At 36.4% G+C, this 17,156-nt stretch carries 17 protein-coding genes, 1 tRNA gene and 1 pseudogene; 6 read left to right on the forward strand and 13 right to left on the reverse strand.

Going from position 1 to position 17,156, the window contains the following annotated elements:
• Window positions 1-253: 253 nt before the first annotated feature.
• Window positions 254-1,585: a M12 family metallopeptidase gene (locus EL165_RS13505; protein WP_002976300.1), complete on the forward strand. Its 1,332-nt coding sequence runs from the start codon at window positions 254-256 to the stop codon at window positions 1,583-1,585.
• 69 nt (window positions 1,586-1,654) lie between these two features.
• Here EL165_RS13505 and EL165_RS13510 read toward each other — a convergent pair whose 3' ends face one another.
• Together EL165_RS13510 and EL165_RS13515 are read right to left on the reverse strand one after the other, a co-directional pair.
• Window positions 1,655-2,932: an adenylosuccinate synthase gene (locus tag EL165_RS13510; protein ID WP_002976299.1), complete on the reverse strand. Its 1,278-nt coding sequence runs from the start codon at window positions 2,930-2,932 to the stop codon at window positions 1,655-1,657.
• Window positions 2,933-3,066: 134 nt separating this feature from the next.
• Window positions 3,067-3,636, reverse strand: a complete 570-nt coding sequence (locus EL165_RS13515) for a Crp/Fnr family transcriptional regulator (protein ID WP_002976298.1) — start codon at window positions 3,634-3,636, stop codon at window positions 3,067-3,069.
• Window positions 3,637-3,782: 146 nt separating this feature from the next.
• On the opposite strand from EL165_RS13515, the gene ku reads away from it, so the two are divergent.
• The 3 genes from ku (at window position 3,783) to ligD (ending at window position 7,116) form a co-directional block, all read left to right on the forward strand.
• A complete protein-coding gene (gene ku, locus EL165_RS13520; protein WP_002976297.1) occupies window positions 3,783-4,568 on the forward strand; it encodes a non-homologous end joining protein Ku in 786 nt (261 codons plus the stop codon).
• Window positions 4,568-5,173 carry a DNA polymerase ligase N-terminal domain-containing protein gene (locus EL165_RS13525; protein WP_002976296.1) on the forward strand — a complete coding sequence of 202 codons (606 nt, stop codon included), beginning with the start codon at window positions 4,568-4,570 and terminating at the stop codon, window positions 5,171-5,173. Before ku ends, EL165_RS13525 begins: the two co-directional genes overlap by 1 nt.
• Before the next feature lie 71 nt (window positions 5,174-5,244).
• Window positions 5,245-7,116 carry a DNA ligase D gene (ligD, locus tag EL165_RS13530; RefSeq protein WP_002976295.1) on the forward strand — a complete coding sequence of 624 codons (1,872 nt, stop codon included), beginning with the start codon at window positions 5,245-5,247 and terminating at the stop codon, window positions 7,114-7,116.
• Between the two features lie 53 nt (window positions 7,117-7,169).
• Here the strand turns inward: ligD and EL165_RS13535 are convergent, their stop codons facing one another.
• The 5 genes and pseudogenes from EL165_RS13535 to EL165_RS13555 all read right to left on the reverse strand — a co-directional run bounded on the left by EL165_RS13535 (window position 7,170) and on the right by EL165_RS13555 (window position 10,943).
• Window positions 7,170-8,015: a mechanosensitive ion channel family protein gene (locus EL165_RS13535; RefSeq protein ID WP_002976294.1), complete on the reverse strand. Its 846-nt coding sequence runs from the start codon at window positions 8,013-8,015 to the stop codon at window positions 7,170-7,172.
• Window positions 8,016-8,288: 273 nt separating this feature from the next.
• Window positions 8,289-9,023: an SDR family NAD(P)-dependent oxidoreductase gene (locus EL165_RS13540; protein ID WP_002976293.1), complete on the reverse strand. Its 735-nt coding sequence runs from the start codon at window positions 9,021-9,023 to the stop codon at window positions 8,289-8,291.
• A 128-nt stretch (window positions 9,024-9,151) separates the two neighbouring features.
• Window positions 9,152-9,519, reverse strand: a pseudogene (gene yajC / locus EL165_RS13545) (preprotein translocase subunit YajC).
• A 10-nt stretch (window positions 9,520-9,529) separates the two neighbouring features.
• On the reverse strand, window positions 9,530-10,036 hold the full coding sequence (locus EL165_RS13550; protein WP_002976291.1) for a DUF1573 domain-containing protein: 507 nt from the start codon (window positions 10,034-10,036) through the stop codon (window positions 9,530-9,532).
• 1 nt (window position 10,037) lies between these two features.
• A complete protein-coding gene (locus EL165_RS13555) occupies window positions 10,038-10,943 on the reverse strand; it encodes a transcription antitermination protein NusB (protein ID WP_002976290.1) in 906 nt (301 codons plus the stop codon).
• 91 nt (window positions 10,944-11,034) lie between these two features.
• Between EL165_RS13555 and EL165_RS13560 the strand changes: the two genes are divergently transcribed.
• On the forward strand, window positions 11,035-12,696 hold the full coding sequence (locus EL165_RS13560; protein ID WP_002976289.1) for an ABC transporter ATP-binding protein: 1,662 nt from the start codon (window positions 11,035-11,037) through the stop codon (window positions 12,694-12,696).
• A 99-nt stretch (window positions 12,697-12,795) separates the two neighbouring features.
• Complete coding sequence (locus tag EL165_RS13565) at window positions 12,796-13,131, forward strand: DUF3276 family protein (protein WP_002976288.1); 336 nt, start codon at window positions 12,796-12,798, stop codon at window positions 13,129-13,131.
• A gap of 264 nt (window positions 13,132-13,395) precedes the next feature.
• On the opposite strand, the gene EL165_RS13570 is transcribed toward EL165_RS13565, so the two are convergent.
• The 6 genes from EL165_RS13570 to EL165_RS13590 all read right to left on the reverse strand — a co-directional run bounded on the left by EL165_RS13570 (window position 13,396) and on the right by EL165_RS13590 (window position 17,114).
• A tRNA-His gene (locus EL165_RS13570) sits at window positions 13,396-13,471 on the reverse strand.
• Between the two features lie 35 nt (window positions 13,472-13,506).
• Window positions 13,507-14,226 (reverse strand): bacillithiol biosynthesis deacetylase BshB1, encoded by a 720-nt coding sequence (bshB1, locus tag EL165_RS13575; RefSeq protein WP_002976287.1) that lies wholly within the window; start codon window positions 14,224-14,226, stop codon window positions 13,507-13,509.
• 82 nt (window positions 14,227-14,308) lie between these two features.
• Complete coding sequence (locus EL165_RS13580; RefSeq protein WP_002976286.1) at window positions 14,309-15,961, reverse strand: tetratricopeptide repeat protein; 1,653 nt, start codon at window positions 15,959-15,961, stop codon at window positions 14,309-14,311.
• Window positions 15,962-16,053: 92 nt separating this feature from the next.
• Window positions 16,054-16,422 (reverse strand): type 2 periplasmic-binding domain-containing protein, encoded by a 369-nt coding sequence (locus EL165_RS26580; RefSeq protein ID WP_346724696.1) that lies wholly within the window; start codon window positions 16,420-16,422, stop codon window positions 16,054-16,056.
• Window positions 16,382-16,927 carry a substrate-binding domain-containing protein gene (locus EL165_RS26585; RefSeq protein ID WP_346724697.1) on the reverse strand — a complete coding sequence of 182 codons (546 nt, stop codon included), beginning with the start codon at window positions 16,925-16,927 and terminating at the stop codon, window positions 16,382-16,384. Before EL165_RS26585 ends, EL165_RS26580 begins: the two co-directional genes overlap by 41 nt.
• The gene (locus EL165_RS13590; RefSeq protein ID WP_002976284.1) at window positions 16,917-17,114 is read right to left on the reverse strand and encodes a DUF308 domain-containing protein; all 198 of its coding nucleotides are present in this window, start codon (window positions 17,112-17,114) and stop codon (window positions 16,917-16,919) included. Before EL165_RS13590 ends, EL165_RS26585 begins: the two co-directional genes overlap by 11 nt.
• Window positions 17,115-17,156 lie beyond the last annotated feature (42 nt).

Genomic DNA, 17,156 nt, shown 5'->3' on the forward strand with positions numbered 1-17,156 from the left:
AATATTAGTGAAATAACTTAATTTTAAATTTAATAGTAAAAAATAAAATATTTCAAATTAATTAACGAAACATTTACATTTATTTCATAATAATCTAATAAAACAATCATTATATTATGTTATATACAATAATAATCTTTTATTAATATATTTACAGCACACAGCTGAATTATAATGAAGATTTAACCTTTTGCGTGGGTAATAATATAGCTGTTCATATTTAAAACCAGATCACCAACCAATATTAAATAATATGAAAAGCAAACTATTACTCTTATCAGGATGCCTTGTTCTGGCACTGAATTCATGCAGGTCGGATATTGAAAATGCACAATCAGATTCAATAGATCAAACAACAACAAAACTGGACAATACAAAGATTCACAAATTATTAATTAACGGAAAATATACCTACGTTAATGAAGTAAATGGTGAATATTTTTATGCAGATGATATTACGATTAGCGCCGAGCAGTTTGACAAGTTAAAAATGCAGGCCAATTCTGAAATATCCACGACTGAAAAAAGCACTATTGTAAGCTCATTTATTAAGACATGGCCGAATGCAACAGTCTATTATACGTTACCCAGCCAGGGAACTATGAGCACCCAGAATTATAATACGTTCCTTACCAATATCAACAAAGCGTTTGATATGATCTCTTCTCAAACCAGTATGCAGTTTGTTCAACGTACGAACCAAACGGAATACATCACCTTTACTTATACAACCTCCAACAGCTCTCCGCTTGGATGGCAGAAAAACAGAGTAAACGGTATTAAAATTTATAATATCACATATCCCGCCATTATCGCCCACGAAATAATGCATTCCATGGGAATCATGCATGAACAGTGTCGTCCGGACAGAGACCAGTACATAATTGTAGATGTTAACAAAGCCGTAGAAGGAAGCCGCCATAACTTCAACCTTTACAATGATTACGCAGGATATGGTGCGTTTGATTTCGGTTCAGTCATGATGTATCAGTCTACAGATTTTGCTATAGATCCAAGCCAGCCTGTAATGACTAAACTTGACGGATCTACATTTACCAAGCAAAGAACAGGATTATCTGCAGGTGATTATGCAGGAATCAATCATTTGTACGGACCAGTCAATGCAAGCTCTGCAATCAACGGAACTTATACTATGACAACAGCTTTAGCGAATGATAAAAATGTAGATATTTCCGGAAGTTCTACTACAGACGGCACCAGCGTAATTCTTTATTCAGCATCTACAGGAAATAACCAGAGGTTTACTTTCAGCAAATCAGATCATGGGTATTACATCATCAAATCCATACTGGATCCTTCAAAAGTACTGACTGTAAAAGGTAACGGAACAACAAGTGGAACAGCTGTTGAATTAAGAACCAATGCTAATACAGATTCCCAGAAATGGTTATTATTTAATCTTGGGAACAATGGTTTTGGATTCGCTCCCAAGAATGCGCCGGCATTAAGATTGGAGGTAAAAGATGGTTTAACAACGAATCTTACCCCGATTATAATCGGCACTACGGATCAAACGGTTCAGCCTTCTACAAAACAGCGCTTTACTCTTACAAAAGTTAACTAAGCTTTTTTACACAAATAAAGAGGTTAGAAAATAAATTTTCTAACCTCTTCTGTTTATAACTGTCTAAAATCATTTTATGCCCAATTTCAACATTTGCTCCCTTCCCGGCCCGGTAGAAATATAAGCCACCGGAATTCCCAATTCCGCTTCCAGAAATGATAGAAATTCATTCATTTCTTTGGGCAGCTCTGAAGGATTTTTCATTGCGGAAAAATCAGCATTCCAGCCATTCATCCATTTGAATACCGGTTTTCCATTCTCCGGAAGCAATCCCGAAACCGTTACTTTTTTTCCGTCTTCAAGTTCATAATGAGTACAGACTGCTACAGATTTCAATCCGCTTAAAACATCGGCTTTTGTCAGAACCAATTGAGTAACCCCATTAATCATCACCGCATACTTTAAAGCAGGAAGATCCAGCCAGCCTACTCTTCTTGGACGACCTGTATTGGAACCAAATTCATTCCCCTTCATTCTGAGATCATCTCCAAATTCATCTAAAAGTTCCGTTGGGAATGCGCCATTCCCCACACGGGTACAATATGCTTTTGCTATTCCATAAATTTCACCGATCTTTTTCGGTGATATACCTAAACCACTACTTGCCCCTGATGCGGTCGTTGAAGAAGATGTTACATACGGGTAAGTACCGTGATCAATATCCAGCATCGCTGCCTGAGATCCTTCTGCCAAAACTTTTTTACCTTCAGATAAAGCTTTGTTAAGATAAATCTCCGTGTCTGTACAATTGAATTTTTTAAGGAATTCCACCGCATCAAAAAACTCTTTACTGATTTCCTCTAAAGCAGGCAGAACAATCATTCCTCCTTCTTCCAGCATCCTGTAATCTCTATTGAGAATATGCAGCGCCCTGCTTTGAAAATCCGATGAAAATATATCTCCTACTCGCAGGTTCTGTCTTAGTATTTTGTTTGAATATGCCTGAGCAATCCCATTTTTTGTAGTTCCGATCGTGGTATACTCAGAGCTTTCCTCCATAAAAATATCCAGGAGTTTATGTGTTGGCATTACGAGGTGTGCTTTTTGAGAAATAATGATATTGTTTTCCGGCTGAATAGTATTATCAAATACCTGAAGATTCAGAATTTCTTTTTTAAAACTTACCGGATCAATAACAGTTCCGGTACCGATCACATTCTGCACACTATTCATAAAGATTCCCGAAGGAATCATTTTAAGCGTTATTCTGCGGCCGTTTCTTTCTATGCTGTGCCCAGCATTAGATCCGCCGTTAAAACGAGCTGTAATATCATAATTCTCACTGATAAGATCAATAAACTTACCTTTACCTTCATCTCCCCATTGTAGTCCTAATACAATATCCATATTTGTACTTTAAATTTTATGAGGCAAAGCTATGGCAGTCAGACAGAAAGACCATTGTCATTTGACAAAAAGCGATTATGAGATATCAGAAGTTGGTAAAACTCATAAACACTATACTCTCCTACTCTCAAACCTTATAAGATATTTCTCCTGATCCTGCTCAACGAAGAAGGTGTAACCCCAAGATAGGATGCCAGCATAGACTGCGGAACTCTATTGGCAAGGCCGGGATAATGATTTAAAAAGTGAATATACCGTGATTTTGCATCCTGATTCAGCATAATGCTCGCCACTTTGAGTTTGTTCTCGGCAACAAAGCCATGAATTCTTGCAAACAAAACAGGCCACACGGAAATTTTATCTTCCAGAATTTTAAAGTGCTTAAAATCAATCACCAACAGAACAGCATCAGTAATAGCCTCAATATCTTCATGGGCAGGCAACTGATCAGTAAAGCCCTGAAAATCCCCGATAAACCGTCCTTCATAAATGAAATATCTGGTAAAATCATCTCCCAGTCTGTTATAATATAAAGATCTGAAAACACCTTTCTTTACAAAAGCAATTCTTTGGCTTACTTTCCCGGCTTCTACAAAAAGATCCCCTTTCTTTACAGTGATTTCCTGAATTCCCTCAGCAATCAAAAACTCATCCTGAGGATTTAGTGTTACGAATTTTCTGATATAAGTAAAAAGCTCTTCCATATGTATTATCAGCCACGAATTGCGGAAATATAAAGGTATAAAAGTCACCGCAAAAAACAATTGTCATTTGGTAACAAAGTTTACAAAAGGTACCACATGATCTTCTGGCGGCATATTAATTGCTTGATTTTTAAAAACGTAAGACAATGAAAGCAATTTGGAACGGCGCCATTGGCTTCGGTTTAGTAAACATTCCTGTTAAAATTTACTCGGCAACGGAAACCACAAAACTGGATCTCGACATGCTCGATAAGTCTGATTTTTCCAATATCCGGTTCAAAAGAGTGAATGAAAATACGGGAAAAGAAGTAAAATGGGAAAACATCGTCAAAGGTTATCTCATGGACGACAAATACATCGTTCTTGATGAAGAAGATTACGAAGCAGCAAGCCCTGAAAAGACAAAAATACTTTCTATTGACCAATTCGTTAAAGAAGAGGAAGTAGATAGTGTTTATTTTGAAACACCTTATTATCTGGAACCTCAGAAAAATGGAGAAAGTGCTTACAGGCTTTTATTGAAGGCACTTGAAAAAACCGGCATGGTAGGCGTAGGGACATTTGTACTCCGTGACAGCGCAGCTATTGGAATGATACGTCCTTACAATGATGAAATTTTAGTCCTGAACCGTTTAAGGTTTGCTCAGGAAATAAGGGATTATGCAGATTTAAAAATCCCTGCCCAAAAGGCTCCCAAACCTGCAGAGCTCAAAATGGCAGTAAGTCTGATTGAGCAGCTTTCACAGGAATTTGATCCCGCTATGTATAAAGATACCTATTCTGATGAATTGATGAAGATCATCAAACAGAAAGCAAAAGGCAAAAACGTAAAAGCCAACAAAGCTCAGCCTGCAAAAGAAGGTAAAGTGATCGACCTTATGGCCCAATTAAAAGCCAGCCTGAATACCTCTAAATCCAAATCCGCATCGTAATGGCACTCAAAGATTATCATAACAAAAGAAAGTTCAATGAAACCAGCGAACCAAAGGGAAAAACAAAGAAAAGCAAAGACAAGCTGATATTTGTTATACAGAGACATGCAGCTTCCAGGCTTCATTATGACTTCCGGCTTGAAATGGAAGGTGTACTGAAAAGCTGGGCTGTTCCGAAAGGTCCGTCTTTAGACCCAAAAGACAAACGTCTTGCCATGATGGTAGAAGATCATCCCTACGATTATAAAGATTTTGAGGGTAATATCCCAGAAGGAAATTATGGAGCCGGACAAGTGGAAGTATGGGACAGCGGAACTTACGAACCTTTGGAAGAGAATTCTAAGCTTTCTGATGAAAAAGAACTTCTGAAAGAACTTCATGCTGGTTCTTTAAAGTTTATTTTGCACGGCAAAAAACTAAAAGGAGAATTTGCTTTGGTAAAAATGAAAAATACGGATGACAACTCATGGCTGCTCATTAAGCATAAAGACGAATTTGCAGAAAGTCCGTATGATGCTGAAGAAAACACATCACCAAAATCTTTGGTCACAAAATTTTTAGAGGAAAAAAAAAGCCTAAAAAGAAAAGAAGAAAAGAAGTCGTAACTTCTGAAAAACCATTCAGAAGCTTCAATTCTTTAACAAACGAAAAAAAGCTTAAATCTTTCATCAGGCCAATGCTGGCCAAACTTTCCGAAGATGCTTTCAACGATAAAGACTGGATATTTGAAATAAAATGGGACGGCTACAGAGCCATTGCGGACCTCAGCCATGAAAGCCCACTCTTCTATTCCCGAAACGGGATTTCATTTTTAACAAAATTTGACAAAATTGTTCAGGATTTCGATAAGCAAAAATATCAGATGATTCTGGATGGCGAAGTTGTCGCCTATGACGAACAGGGGAAACCCAACTTCCAGCTTCTACAGCAAATCGGGGATAATCCAGGCACTCCACTTGTTTACCAGGTTTTTGACCTTCTCTGGCTGAACGGCCATTCTACTGAAGAACTTCCGCTCATTCAGCGCAAAGAACTTTTAAAAGAAGCTTTAATTGAAACTGATACCATTAAATATTGTGATCATATTCCTGAAAAAGGTATTGAATTTTTCAAACAAATGAAAAAAATGCAGCTGGAAGGTATGATTGCAAAGCGGGCAGACAGTTTATATATTGAAAACCACAGAACCAGTGACTGGCTTAAAATAAAATTTTCAAATACTGAAGAAGTAATTATTTGTGGTTTTACAGAACCGAGAGGATCACGTGAAAGTTTCGGGGCATTGATACTGGGGAGATATATTCATCAAAAACTTACCTATTGCGGCCATACAGGTACAGGATTTAATAAAACGTCTTTAAAGGAACTTTATCAAAGACTTGAGAAATTAATTGTAAAATCCTCCCCTTTCGAAAAAATTCCTAACACGAATATGCCTGTAACGTGGATAAAGCCGGAACTGGTATGCGAAATCAAATACTCTGAAATTACCCGGGACGGAATATTCAGACATCCTGTTTTTATAACCGTCAGAGAGGACAAAGGACCAGAAGATATCAAGGAATCACCCTTCACCGAAAAACCTAAAGAAATGAAGACAAAAACATCATCTAAAAAAACTGAAAATTCTGAGAAAGAAAAGGAGATCACACTAGATAAGCATAAAGTTAAACTGACCAATCAGGATAAGATCTATTTTCCTAAAGATGGCATTACAAAGGGAGATGTTATTGACTATTACCAGTCTGTGGCGACTTATATTTTACCTTATCTGAAGAACCGCCCTCTTTCTCTGAACCGTTTTCCCAATGGAATTGAAGAACAGGGCTTTTATCAGAAAGATGCAGGAGACACCATACCGGACTGGATAAAAACCACGCAGGTATATTCTGAATCGAATGACAAATACATCGACTACATTTACTGTAATGATAAAGCAACCTTAGCCTATCTGAATAATTTAGGATGTATTGATATGAATCCGTGGAACAGTTCACTTCCTGATCTTGAACATCCTGATTACCTTGTTTTGGATCTTGATCCGTCAAAAAAGAATACATTTGATGATGTGATTGAAACAGCGCTTCAGGTGAATGAAGTTTTAAAATCGATTAAAATAAAAGGCTATTGCAAAACCTCAGGCAGCACCGGCATTCACGTTTATATTCCGATGGGTGGTAAATATGATTTTGACCAGGTAAAAGACTTCGCCCATATTCTGATGAAACAGGTAAATGAAAAACTTCCTGAACTCACCACTTTAGAGAGAAGCCTTCAGAAAAGAGATAACAAAAAAATTTATCTTGATTACCTGCAGAACAGAACCGGGCAAACCCTGGCAAGTGCATACAGCTTAAGACCTAAACAGGGAGCTTCAGTTTCTATGCCTCTGGATTGGGATGAATTAAAACCAGGAGTGAAGCCTACGGATTTTAATATTGATAACGCTCTTGAAAGGATTAAAGAAAAGGGTGATTTGTTCAAGCCGGTTTTAGGTAAGGGAATTGATATGATGAAGGCTTTGGAGGCGCTGCAGAATATAGATTAAAATAAAAACTCCCACATAATATATGCAGGAGTTTCTTAAAAAATTAAATATAATTATTGATTGTAAATATGTACATCTCTTTGCGGAAAAGGAATTCCGATTCCTGCTTTGTCGAGAGCTTCTTTACAACTAATGATCAGTTCCTCATTCATAGCCCAGAAGTTTTCAGTGGAGGAGCTTACCCTTACAGATAAATTGACAGCACTCTCACCAAGTTCTGTTACCACTACCTGTGGAGCAGGTGTTGAAAGAGCATATTGATTATTTTTAATGACATTCATTAAAAGATCTTTTGTATGTCTTAAATCTGCATCATAAGCAACTCCGATATCCAATGATGTTCTTCTTGTCCCCAATTGAGTAAAATTGGTAATACTATTGTTGGAAACAACGCCGTTAGGAATAACAATCAGTTGGTTTTGTGGTGTAATGAGTTTTGTATGAAAGATATCTATAGCATCTACAGTTCCTGAAACTCCTGAATTGGTAGAAATAAAGTCACCAATCTTAAAAGGTTTTAATAATAAAATCAAAATTCCACCGGCAAAATTCGTTAAGGATCCCTGTAAAGCTAAACCTACTGCCAAACCTGCGGCACCAATCATGGCTACAAATGCAGAAGTTTGCACGCCCAGCTGAGTTACAACTACGATGAACAAAAGAATATTCAGTCCCCAGTTGATAATGTTTAAAAGAAAATGCTGCAGAGAAGCTTCCATATTCCGTTTTTTGAAAGCTTTTTCAACCAATTTTTTAATCATTCTTATCATCCACGATCCAATCAGGTAAATTAATAATGCAGAAATGATTGCAGTAAAAATTCTCGGAGCCCATGAAATTGCTGAAGAGATTAATGTATCCCAGTGCTGCTGAATGTTGTTCAATTCTAAATCGTCCATTTTTGTATTATATGTGTTTTACTATTTATATCAATAAGGTATTGATATCTCCTGCAAAATTTAAACAGAAATTTACCTTACACTCCCGGAGTGAAAGTAAATTATATTGATCCTTAAAAACAGATTGCAAGCAGAACGGAATGTTTCAGCTTTACTCAATAATCATTCAGAAATTGAATTTTGCAGGAAGAAATAATTTTCGGGTCATAGAATTACAAAAACGGTACCGAAGTGTATTAACCTTAAAGAAAATAACAATTAAATAAATATTACCTAAGGTAATTTTGCCACCAGATTTTCCGGTAAAAGCCTCAGGATATGGTAAATAATTTTCCACTTAAAGTTTGGAACAATAGTAAAAGAATTTCCTGCATTGACAATGAATTTCGCTACATACTCTGGTTCCATGATCAGAGATCCATTCAAATCCAGCCCTTCGTTTATTTTTGTTCTGATATAGCCGATGACCAAAGCATTCACAATGATTTTACGGGAAGCCAGCTCCTGTCTCAATCCAGCCAGAAACTGTGTAAATGCGGCCTTTGTACTTCCATAGACAAAATTGCTTTTCCTTCCTCTTACTCCGGACAATGAAGAAAGCCCGACAATCCTTTCCAGATTCTTATTGCCTTCATCCATTGCAATAATACTCAGAACAGATACACCTCCCATGTAATTGACCTCCATCATTTGTTTAGCTCCCTTGAAGTCAGTTAGTGCTTTTTGATTGTCTACTAAAAAGCCTGCGGCATACACTACAATATGCGGTTTTACAGAAAGTTCAGAATAGAATTTTTGATGGGAATCAAAATCCGCAGCATCAAAATACAAAACAGAAATTTTTGATTGATCCAGATTATTTGAGCCGATAAAATTTTCCAGTGAAGCTGTATTTCTGGAGGCAGCAATTACTGAAAATCCTTTTTCAAGATATTGCTTTATACATTGTTTGGCAACATCTGAATTAGCTCCCAAAATCAGGACCGTTTTGTTTGTATTTTGATTCATAGCACAAAGATAAATTTTATTTAAACAATATGTTTTCGCTAATCAACACAGGATGAATTTGCTTTTATAATTGTGCATAAAAAAGCTGCGGCGGGTGAACTTCGTTCACCCGCCGCAACCAGATATTTTCAGACTGAATTATTTTTTTCTTCAGTGGCTGTTTCTTTTTTATCGTCTGCCTTATCAGCAGATTTTGCTCCAAAGCGGGCTTCTGTCATTTCTCTTGAAACCGCAGCTTTTTCGAATTTCAGCTTCCGGATAAAGTTTCGATTACAAAACCATCGTCCTGAACCTGAGCAATTCTTCCGTGAAGACCTGATGTAAGTACAACTCTTGTTCCTACTTTAAGGTTTTCCTGAAAGTTCTTTTCCTGCTTCTGTTTTCTCATCTGAGGTCTTATCATCAGGAAATAAAACCCTACAAACATTACACCCATCATGATCAGCATCATTGATGAAGATCCCTGAGGCTGTGCCTGTAAAAATAATGTCAGCATATTTTAATTATTATGGTTGAATGTTCGCAGTGAACGTTAATCTGATCGGAGCTTTTTCTACGTTTGCAAAAACATCTGCATACTTCTGAACGTTTCCGTCGAAGCTTGAAGAATCAAAGTGCAACGTAACTTTTCCTTTCTTACCAGGCATAATTGGTTCTTTCGTAAAGTCCGGAGCTGTACATCCGCATCCTGGCTTCACTTCAGAAATGATTAATGGGTTTTTCCCCGTGTTGGTAATTTCGTATACGTGCTCTACTTTATCTCCTTTTTTGATTTTTCCGAAATCGAAACTGTTTTCAGATAAAGCAACAGAAGTAGAAGGTTGATTAGAAACCGGAGCTGCTGCTTCACCAGTTGCAGGTGCTGCTGCAGAATCAGTAGTTAGAGGAGCAGCAACGGTTGCAGAGTCAGTAGCTGCAGTTTCAGTACCTTGAGTTTCTTTATTTTCTTTTTTACATGAAACTAACCCAAAGCCTATAATTGACAAGGCGATAATTGATAACGTCTTTTTCATTTTATATTCTATTTTGATCTTTACAATATTTATCTAAAATACCATTGATGAAAATATTGGAACGGTCTGTAGCAAATACTTTTGCAATCTCAATATATTCATTAATGATGACTCTTGAAGGCGTGAAAGCAAAGTTATCAAGTTCAGCAATTGCTGTAGACAAAATTACTTTATCCATTAGAGAAACTCTTTCCAGATCCCAGTTTTCGAGTCTTTCTTCCAGTTTCTTTTCATTGTTCTCCCAGTTGTTCAATGTGTCTTTCAACAGTTTTGCAGCGAAAGTTTTATCATCTTCATCTTTAATCATCTTGATCAAAGTTCTGCTTTCTTCATCCTCTCTCAGGAAACCAATTGTTTTCTGTACCATTGAATTGGCAATGTGGATATCATCATACCATGAAAGTTCCTTATCTCCTAAATAATCATGAAAATCTTCATTCTCAGCAATATATCTTAAAAATAATTTACCGATAAATTTCTGATCTTCTTCAAAAGAGTAACCTTCTTCTTTCATGAAATCCTGATAACGTTTCCCTGCAGTAATTCTTTGGAAAGTTTTCACCAATAAATCATCATGCATATCCCATTTCAGTTGCTTGTGCTGGCCGGTAAAAAATAATCTTTCAGGATTTTCTTCCAGTTTAAGCAATACCTGGTTGTTGATGAATTTTTGGTTAGGATTGATATCAGCATCAGTTTTAAGAAACTTATTCTTACCAATTTCGATCTGGTGTTCTGCCAATTCTTTAAGAGCTACCAAAAAATTAAGCTGGTAGATGTACAGATAATAGATTTTCTCTATCCCGGCAAACATGTTTTTCTCTAAAACATCAAATTTTACAGGATTCTGGTAGTATGAATACACTGTCTGTACTACTTTTTCACGGATTTGTCGTCTTCCTAACATTCAAAGAGCTTTTTTATGGGTGCAAAGATACAAAATTTAAAATTGATGAAATTCGTAGTGTGATGACATTTTTGTAATTTTGTCAAACTATATGAAAGCGCTAAAAACCTTAAATCCTTATTTTTGGAAACACAGAATATTATTGTTTTGGGGAGTACTATTTATTATTGCCAGTAATTTCTTTAACATATATAAGGTTCAGTTTGTAGGGAAATCTGTAGATGAACTTACTAAAAGTGGGAATCTTGGCTTTAACCAACAGGTTTTAATTTATGTTGGAATTATCATAGGATGCTCTCTTCTAACCGGATTCTTTACCTTCATGATGAGACAGACCATTATTGTTGCTTCCAGAAGGATAGAATATGAGCTTAAAAATAAAATCTACAGACATTATCAGGATTTATCTTTAACGGATTATAAGCAGACTACTATTGGAGACCTGATGAACAGGCTGAGTGAAGATGTAGTGGCTGTAAGAATGTATCTCGGGCCCGGAGTAATGTATGTGGCCAACCTGATTGTTCTTGTGCTGATCACTGCTATTTATATGGTAAAAACGGATGCTTCCATGACGATGTGGACTTTACTTCCGCTTCCTATTTTATCATATGCAATTTATAAAGTAAGTTCGATTATTAACAAAAAATCGAAGATCATGCAGAAAAGCCAGTCTGCAATTTCCACTTTTGTTCAGGATAGTTTTTCCGGAATCCGTGTCGTAAAATTTTTCGCGAGAGAAAAATATATTGAAAAAAACTACGGAGTTAAAGTTACTGATTACCAGAATAAGGCTTTAGATCTTGCGAAGACAGAAGCTTATTTCTTCACCATTATTCTTTTTGTTATTGGATTATTGAACGTTGCCATCATATTGATAGGCGGTACAAAGTATATTGCCGGAGAGTTAAGCATTGGTAAAATTGCTGATTTCTTCATGTATATCAACACCCTGATTTTCCCCTTCTCTATGGTTGGATGGGTAACTTCCGTGAACCAGAGGGCTGAAGCATCTATGCAAAGAATCAATGAATTTATGGATAAGAAATCCGAGATCATTAACACTAATTTTGAAAACTACCCTATTAAAGGAGATATAGAATTCAGAAATGTTTCTTACGTATATCCTAATACGGGAATCAAGGCACTGGATAATTTAAGCTTCAAAGTAAAAGCTGGCGAATCTCTGGCTATTATGGGTAAAACCGGAAGCGGAAAATCAACAATTGCCCTTCTTTTATGCCGACTGATAGATCCAACTGAGGGTGAAATTTTGATTGATGGTAAAAATCTTAAAGACCATAATCTGGATAACTATAGAAACTTTATTGGATACATTCCTCAGGAAAGCTATTTATTCTCAGATACTATCGAAAATAATATTGGATTTGCCATCGACCATCCTTCTCACGAAAAAGTAGTAGAGTATGCCAAAATTGCAGATGTTCACAAAAATATTGTTGAGTTCAAAGACCAATATAAAACACTTGTAGGTGAACGTGGCGTCATGCTTTCAGGGGGCCAAAAGCAGAGAATTTGTATCGCCAGAGCCTTAATTAAAGACCCTAATATCATTATTTTTGATGACTCTCTATCCGCTTTAGATACCGAAACCGAACACAATATTCTGGAAAATATTGATAAAAAAATCAGTAATGCCACTTCCATAATTATCACACACAGAGAGTCTAGCGCTCAAAAAGCCCACCAGATTATCAACCTGACTGAAATTGCCAATTCTGTAACCGCATAGCCATTTCGTTCTCAATTGTTAAATAAATCATAAAAAAAATTTTGTGATTAAAAGAATTCTTTTATATTTGTTCTTAACAAGATTAAAAAATATCTAACAATGAGTGAATACAAGGAACGCCATGAAAATGAGATTTTCACGAAGGTGTTAAAAGCAGGAAGAAGAACTTATTTCTTTGATGTGCGCGAGACGAAAGCGGGAGATTATTATCTTACAATCACTGAGAGTAAGAAGAATTTCGGAGAGAATGGGGAAGCTACATTCGAGAAGCATAAAATTTACCTTTATAAAGAAGATTTTAAAAGTTTCCAGGAGATGTTTAATGAGTCCACAGATTTCATCATTAATGAAAAGGGTGAGGATGTAATTTCAGAAAAACATGACAAGGATTTCAAAAGCAGATCTTATACAATAGATTCTGACGACGAAGTTTAAAAAAGAATATCTAAAAACACAAGCATCTGAAAAAGATGCTTTTTTTATGCTCTGAAGTCATCATTCCTATTTAAAAGAATATAATTTCAACTGCTTCAAGAGTACTTAAAGATTTTAGTAAAAACCATTTTTGCATATTTACACAAGATTTATAAGTACAAACTGAAAAAAGTATTCAATAAAAAGTAGATGAAAACTGAGTTGCAAATGATTGAAAATGGATAGGAAATAAAAAAGTACACTTTCAAAAAGTGTACTTTCTTTGGGTGAATGATGGGTCTCGAACCCACGACCTTCGGAACCACAATCCGACGCTCTAACCAACTGAGCTACAATCACCGTTTTCTGAGTGCAAATATAGGACAATTTCCTCAACTACCAAACAATTCCGTCAAAATTTTTCAAAGAAATTAACTTCTCAGACGTAAACCCCTCAGCATAAGTAACTCCCGATAACCGGCCTAAATCCTGTGCACGGTAAGTCAAGCTCTCATAAAAGTCTTTTGTGGTAATTGGAGTTTCAGGTTCTTTAGAAGTTGGATCATAAAACTGGGTTTTATAGGCCATACATGCATCAATTTTTTTATCAAGAAACTCAGATATGTCAATCACAAATTCCGGTTGAATATTTTTCCATTGGATGTAATGAAAAACATGCTTCGGTCTCCATACTTCCTGGCTCTCCCCTTCCAATACCGTTTCAATTTTTCTCAGTCCGGACAAAAAGCACGCATCTGACACTAATTTCGCTCCTTTTGCATGATCCGGATGTCTATCATCAATCGCATTCGCTAAGACGATTTCAGGCCTGTATTTGCGAATCATTTTTACGATCCTCATCTGATATTCTTCTGAATTTACCAAAAATCCATCTTTCATCCCCAGGTTCTCTCTTGCGGAAAGACCCAAGATTTTGGCAGCATCGGCCGCTTCCGTTTTTCTGGTTTCATCTGTTCCTCTTGTTCCGAGCTCACCTCTTGTAAGATCTACAACCACACATTTTTTCCCTTCAGAAACCATTTTAGCAATAGTTCCTCCGCATCCCAGTTCCACATCGTCAGGATGCGCACCAAAAGCAAGTATATCAGTTTTCATAGATTCAAAGATAGGATTTAAAATAAAAACTTCCCAAACATTACGAATGGGAAGTTTTAATATCTATAATTTAAATTTTAAATTACTTGTTGATTTCTGCATTTAATTTTACAGCATCCTGGTAAGTAGGATCTAGCTGTAAAGACTTCGCTACATAATCTTTTGCTTTTGCAGGATCAGAATCTTTGCTCATATATGCAACAGCAAAGTAAGCATAAGCAAGGGTCTGCTTGTTTGCTTCCTGATCAGCCGGTTTTACTGTACTGATGAATTTTTCATAAGCCAGTTTTGCAGCCTCATTATTTCCTGCCTGCTGGTAAGAATATCCCTGACTATAGTATGCCGGTGCCCAGTCTGGAAGAAGAGCTGACATTTTCTGCCATGTTAGGATAGCTCCGTTCCAGTTTTTAGCATTCTGGTAAGCGGTTGCCAACTTAAATAAAGCATCAGAGTCCTGGCTGTTTGCGGCCACTTGCTTTTTCAACGCTTCAATGGTAGGGTTAGTAGGTCCTTTGTCTGCTTCTGCCTGAGAAGCACCTCCACCACCTGCGATATTAGCCAATTCAAGATCCCACTTCATTGTTTCATCCTTAGCAGCTTTTGCAATACCCACTTTTTGCTGAGCTTCAGCCATTAAAGCAGATTTTTTAGCAGCATCTTTTTCATCTTTTGCTAAACCAGCAGCAATAAGTCCCTGTAAACCTTGGTCCGCAGGCAATATTCTTGTTTTCTCAGCCTGAGAAACGAAAGTATCCATATTCTGTTTAGCATCTGCATAGTTTCTGTCTGCATATGCGTTGTAAGCTCTTAATTTGAACTTAATAGGATCGTCAATTTTATCAAAAATCTTGTCCAATACCATTTTAGAGTTTGCATAATCTTCATTGGTGAAGTATAATTTAGCAATTTCTAATTGAGTATATGGATCTTCATCAGCATATTTTGTATAGTTGATAAGGTCTTGTGTAGCTTTTGCATTTTGTTGGTATCTGATATCATAACCAGCCAATGCCTTGTATGCCGGAGCATAAGTAGGGTCTACTGCAATTGCTTTATCAACGCTCTCTTTCGCTTTTTGCCATACCTGTGCAGCCATCCATAATGTAGCCATTCTCGTGTAAACGGAAGCTTTATTTTTAGCTACAGGTAACGCCTTGTCGTAAGCCGACATTGCTTCCCCCGGAGATCTTTTCAATCTGTAAGCGTCTCCTAATGTATAATAATAATGTGCAGGAACTCCTTTTTTCTCAGCTTTTTCAATAGCCTTATTAAGGTACTGAATAGCAAGATCAGGAGAACTGTTCTTTTCAAATAAAGTTAAAGCTTCTGCAGCTCTGAATAATACTTCAGCATCTTTTTCTTTTGAATCAGTAACTACTTTCTGAATTTCAGCAACGGCATTTTTATCCCCTTTACCTAATTTAACAGCAGCTAAACCGATTTTGTTAAGATAGCTTTTACCGTCAGCAGCTAATCCCTTGTTGAAGTTCTCAGTTGCTTTAGCATAATCCGGCTCTCCTTGTCTTAAGAAAGTATTTCCTAAATAGAAGTAGTTTTCAGCTGTAGGCTCTTTAGCGATCATTTCAGTGAAGTTTGTTTTTGCCTGTGCAAATTTATCACTGTCTATACTGTTGATACCATCCTGCAATGTCTGTGCAGAGGCAAAACCGGTAAAAAATACCACGGCTGCTCCAAAAGCAATCTTCTTTACATTCATATTCATTATATCTTTCATTTTATATTTTCTAAATAATTGAGTTATATTCTACACAATTTTCAGACCAAATCTTTATTTTTAATGGGAATAAATTGTGAATTTAATTTTTTTTAACGCATCTGCACTTCTCTCTTATACAGATTATAAGGCTGCAAACCTTCTTTCTGTACAATTTTCTGCCCCAAATGGGTACATGAAAATCTTATAAATCCATTGGCGATATTAAAATTACCTTCGTTAATCAGAAAGTAAAGTACTCTTGTAAACGGATATTCCATAGTACGGAGCCCATCAAAATCTGCGTTATATGATTTTCCTTTATCTACCACAGGAAGAACCTTTACCATCTCTCTTAGTCTTTCCGAAGTTTTATCATAAGGACGGCTAAAAGTATTAAGGCCAATAACGCCTATTTTATCCGGATATTTCCCTAACTCCTCAATAATCTTCTGATTTCCGGGAATAATGGAAAATTTCAAATCTTTTGGCTGTTTTTTTAAATTTTTCAGCAACAAAATTCAGATTACTTGAATTGGTTCCGTCGAAGATAAATTCTTTTTTATCAGACGTCAGCCCGTTATTGATTTCATCCATAGAAATACTTTCTTTCGGAGAATCTTTAGGCACAACAAAAACGACTGCATCTGCAGCGAATCTGGCAGGAAGAAACTTTAAATCTGTTCTTTCCTCGTATGTTTTTATTTCTTCGGGAGTAAGATTTCTGGACATTACCACCACTTTAGCACTTCCTTTTAAAAGATCAAGAAGTCCTAAATCTTCCTTCTTGGTTTCTACTTTGATGTGGGTTTCAGGGTAGTTGATCATATAGCCTTCAGCTAATGCTTCTGTAACGCTTTGAAAGGATTCGTCAGTAAAAATTGTGAGATCACCTTTGTGATAGGAAGGAGCATTTTTCTCCTTTTTGCAGCCTGCCAGCATTATGCTCAAAGCAAAAATTACTGCAAGCTTGAAACTATTCTTCATTTCTCGATTGTTTAATTCTTGAGATCGCCCTGTAAATTCTGAAAATACCATAAATAACCAGTACTACTCCTAATGCGTAGGCAACAGCAGGTTCTAAAATAGTAAAGAAGAATTTGTAGACAATCACTACAATTCCTAAAACGATATAAAACAATCCCGTAACCAGGGATAACCAATTGAACATCATGTAACAAAAATACCAAAAAAAATAAAAAGAGAAGCATATGCC

The sequence above is a fragment of the Chryseobacterium gleum genome (assembly GCF_900636535.1).
GTDB classification, from domain to species: Bacteria; Bacteroidota; Bacteroidia; order Flavobacteriales; family Weeksellaceae; genus Chryseobacterium; species Chryseobacterium gleum.

Coding starts and splice junctions, on each gene's coding strand:
- EL165_RS13590 (WP_002976284.1), bottom strand. CDS start 17,114: ATGATGTTCAATTGGTTATCCCTGGTTACGGGATTGTTTTATATCGTT.
- EL165_RS13505 (WP_002976300.1), top strand. CDS start 254: ATGAAAAGCAAACTATTACTCTTATCAGGATGCCTTGTTCTGGCACTG.
- EL165_RS13580 (WP_002976286.1), bottom strand. CDS start 15,961: ATGAAAGATATAATGAATATGAATGTAAAGAAGATTGCTTTTGGAGCA.
- EL165_RS13525 (WP_002976296.1), top strand. CDS start 4,568: ATGGCACTCAAAGATTATCATAACAAAAGAAAGTTCAATGAAACCAGC.
- EL165_RS13510 (WP_002976299.1), bottom strand. CDS start 2,932: ATGGATATTGTATTAGGACTACAATGGGGAGATGAAGGTAAAGGTAAG.
- EL165_RS13540 (WP_002976293.1), bottom strand. CDS start 9,023: ATGAATCAAAATACAAACAAAACGGTCCTGATTTTGGGAGCTAATTCA.
- EL165_RS13565 (WP_002976288.1), top strand. CDS start 12,796: ATGAGTGAATACAAGGAACGCCATGAAAATGAGATTTTCACGAAGGTG.
- EL165_RS13560 (WP_002976289.1), top strand. CDS start 11,035: ATGAAAGCGCTAAAAACCTTAAATCCTTATTTTTGGAAACACAGAATA.
- EL165_RS13535 (WP_002976294.1), bottom strand. CDS start 8,015: ATGGACGATTTAGAATTGAACAACATTCAGCAGCACTGGGATACATTA.
- ligD (WP_002976295.1), top strand. CDS start 5,245: ATGCTGGCCAAACTTTCCGAAGATGCTTTCAACGATAAAGACTGGATA.
- EL165_RS13515 (WP_002976298.1), bottom strand. CDS start 3,636: ATGGAAGAGCTTTTTACTTATATCAGAAAATTCGTAACACTAAATCCT.
- EL165_RS26585 (WP_346724697.1), bottom strand. CDS start 16,927: ATGAAGAATAGTTTCAAGCTTGCAGTAATTTTTGCTTTGAGCATAATG.
- bshB1 (WP_002976287.1), bottom strand. CDS start 14,226: ATGAAAACTGATATACTTGCTTTTGGTGCGCATCCTGACGATGTGGAA.
- EL165_RS13550 (WP_002976291.1), bottom strand. CDS start 10,036: ATGAAAAAGACGTTATCAATTATCGCCTTGTCAATTATAGGCTTTGGG.
- EL165_RS13555 (WP_002976290.1), bottom strand. CDS start 10,943: ATGTTAGGAAGACGACAAATCCGTGAAAAAGTAGTACAGACAGTGTAT.
- ku (WP_002976297.1), top strand. CDS start 3,783: ATGAAAGCAATTTGGAACGGCGCCATTGGCTTCGGTTTAGTAAACATT.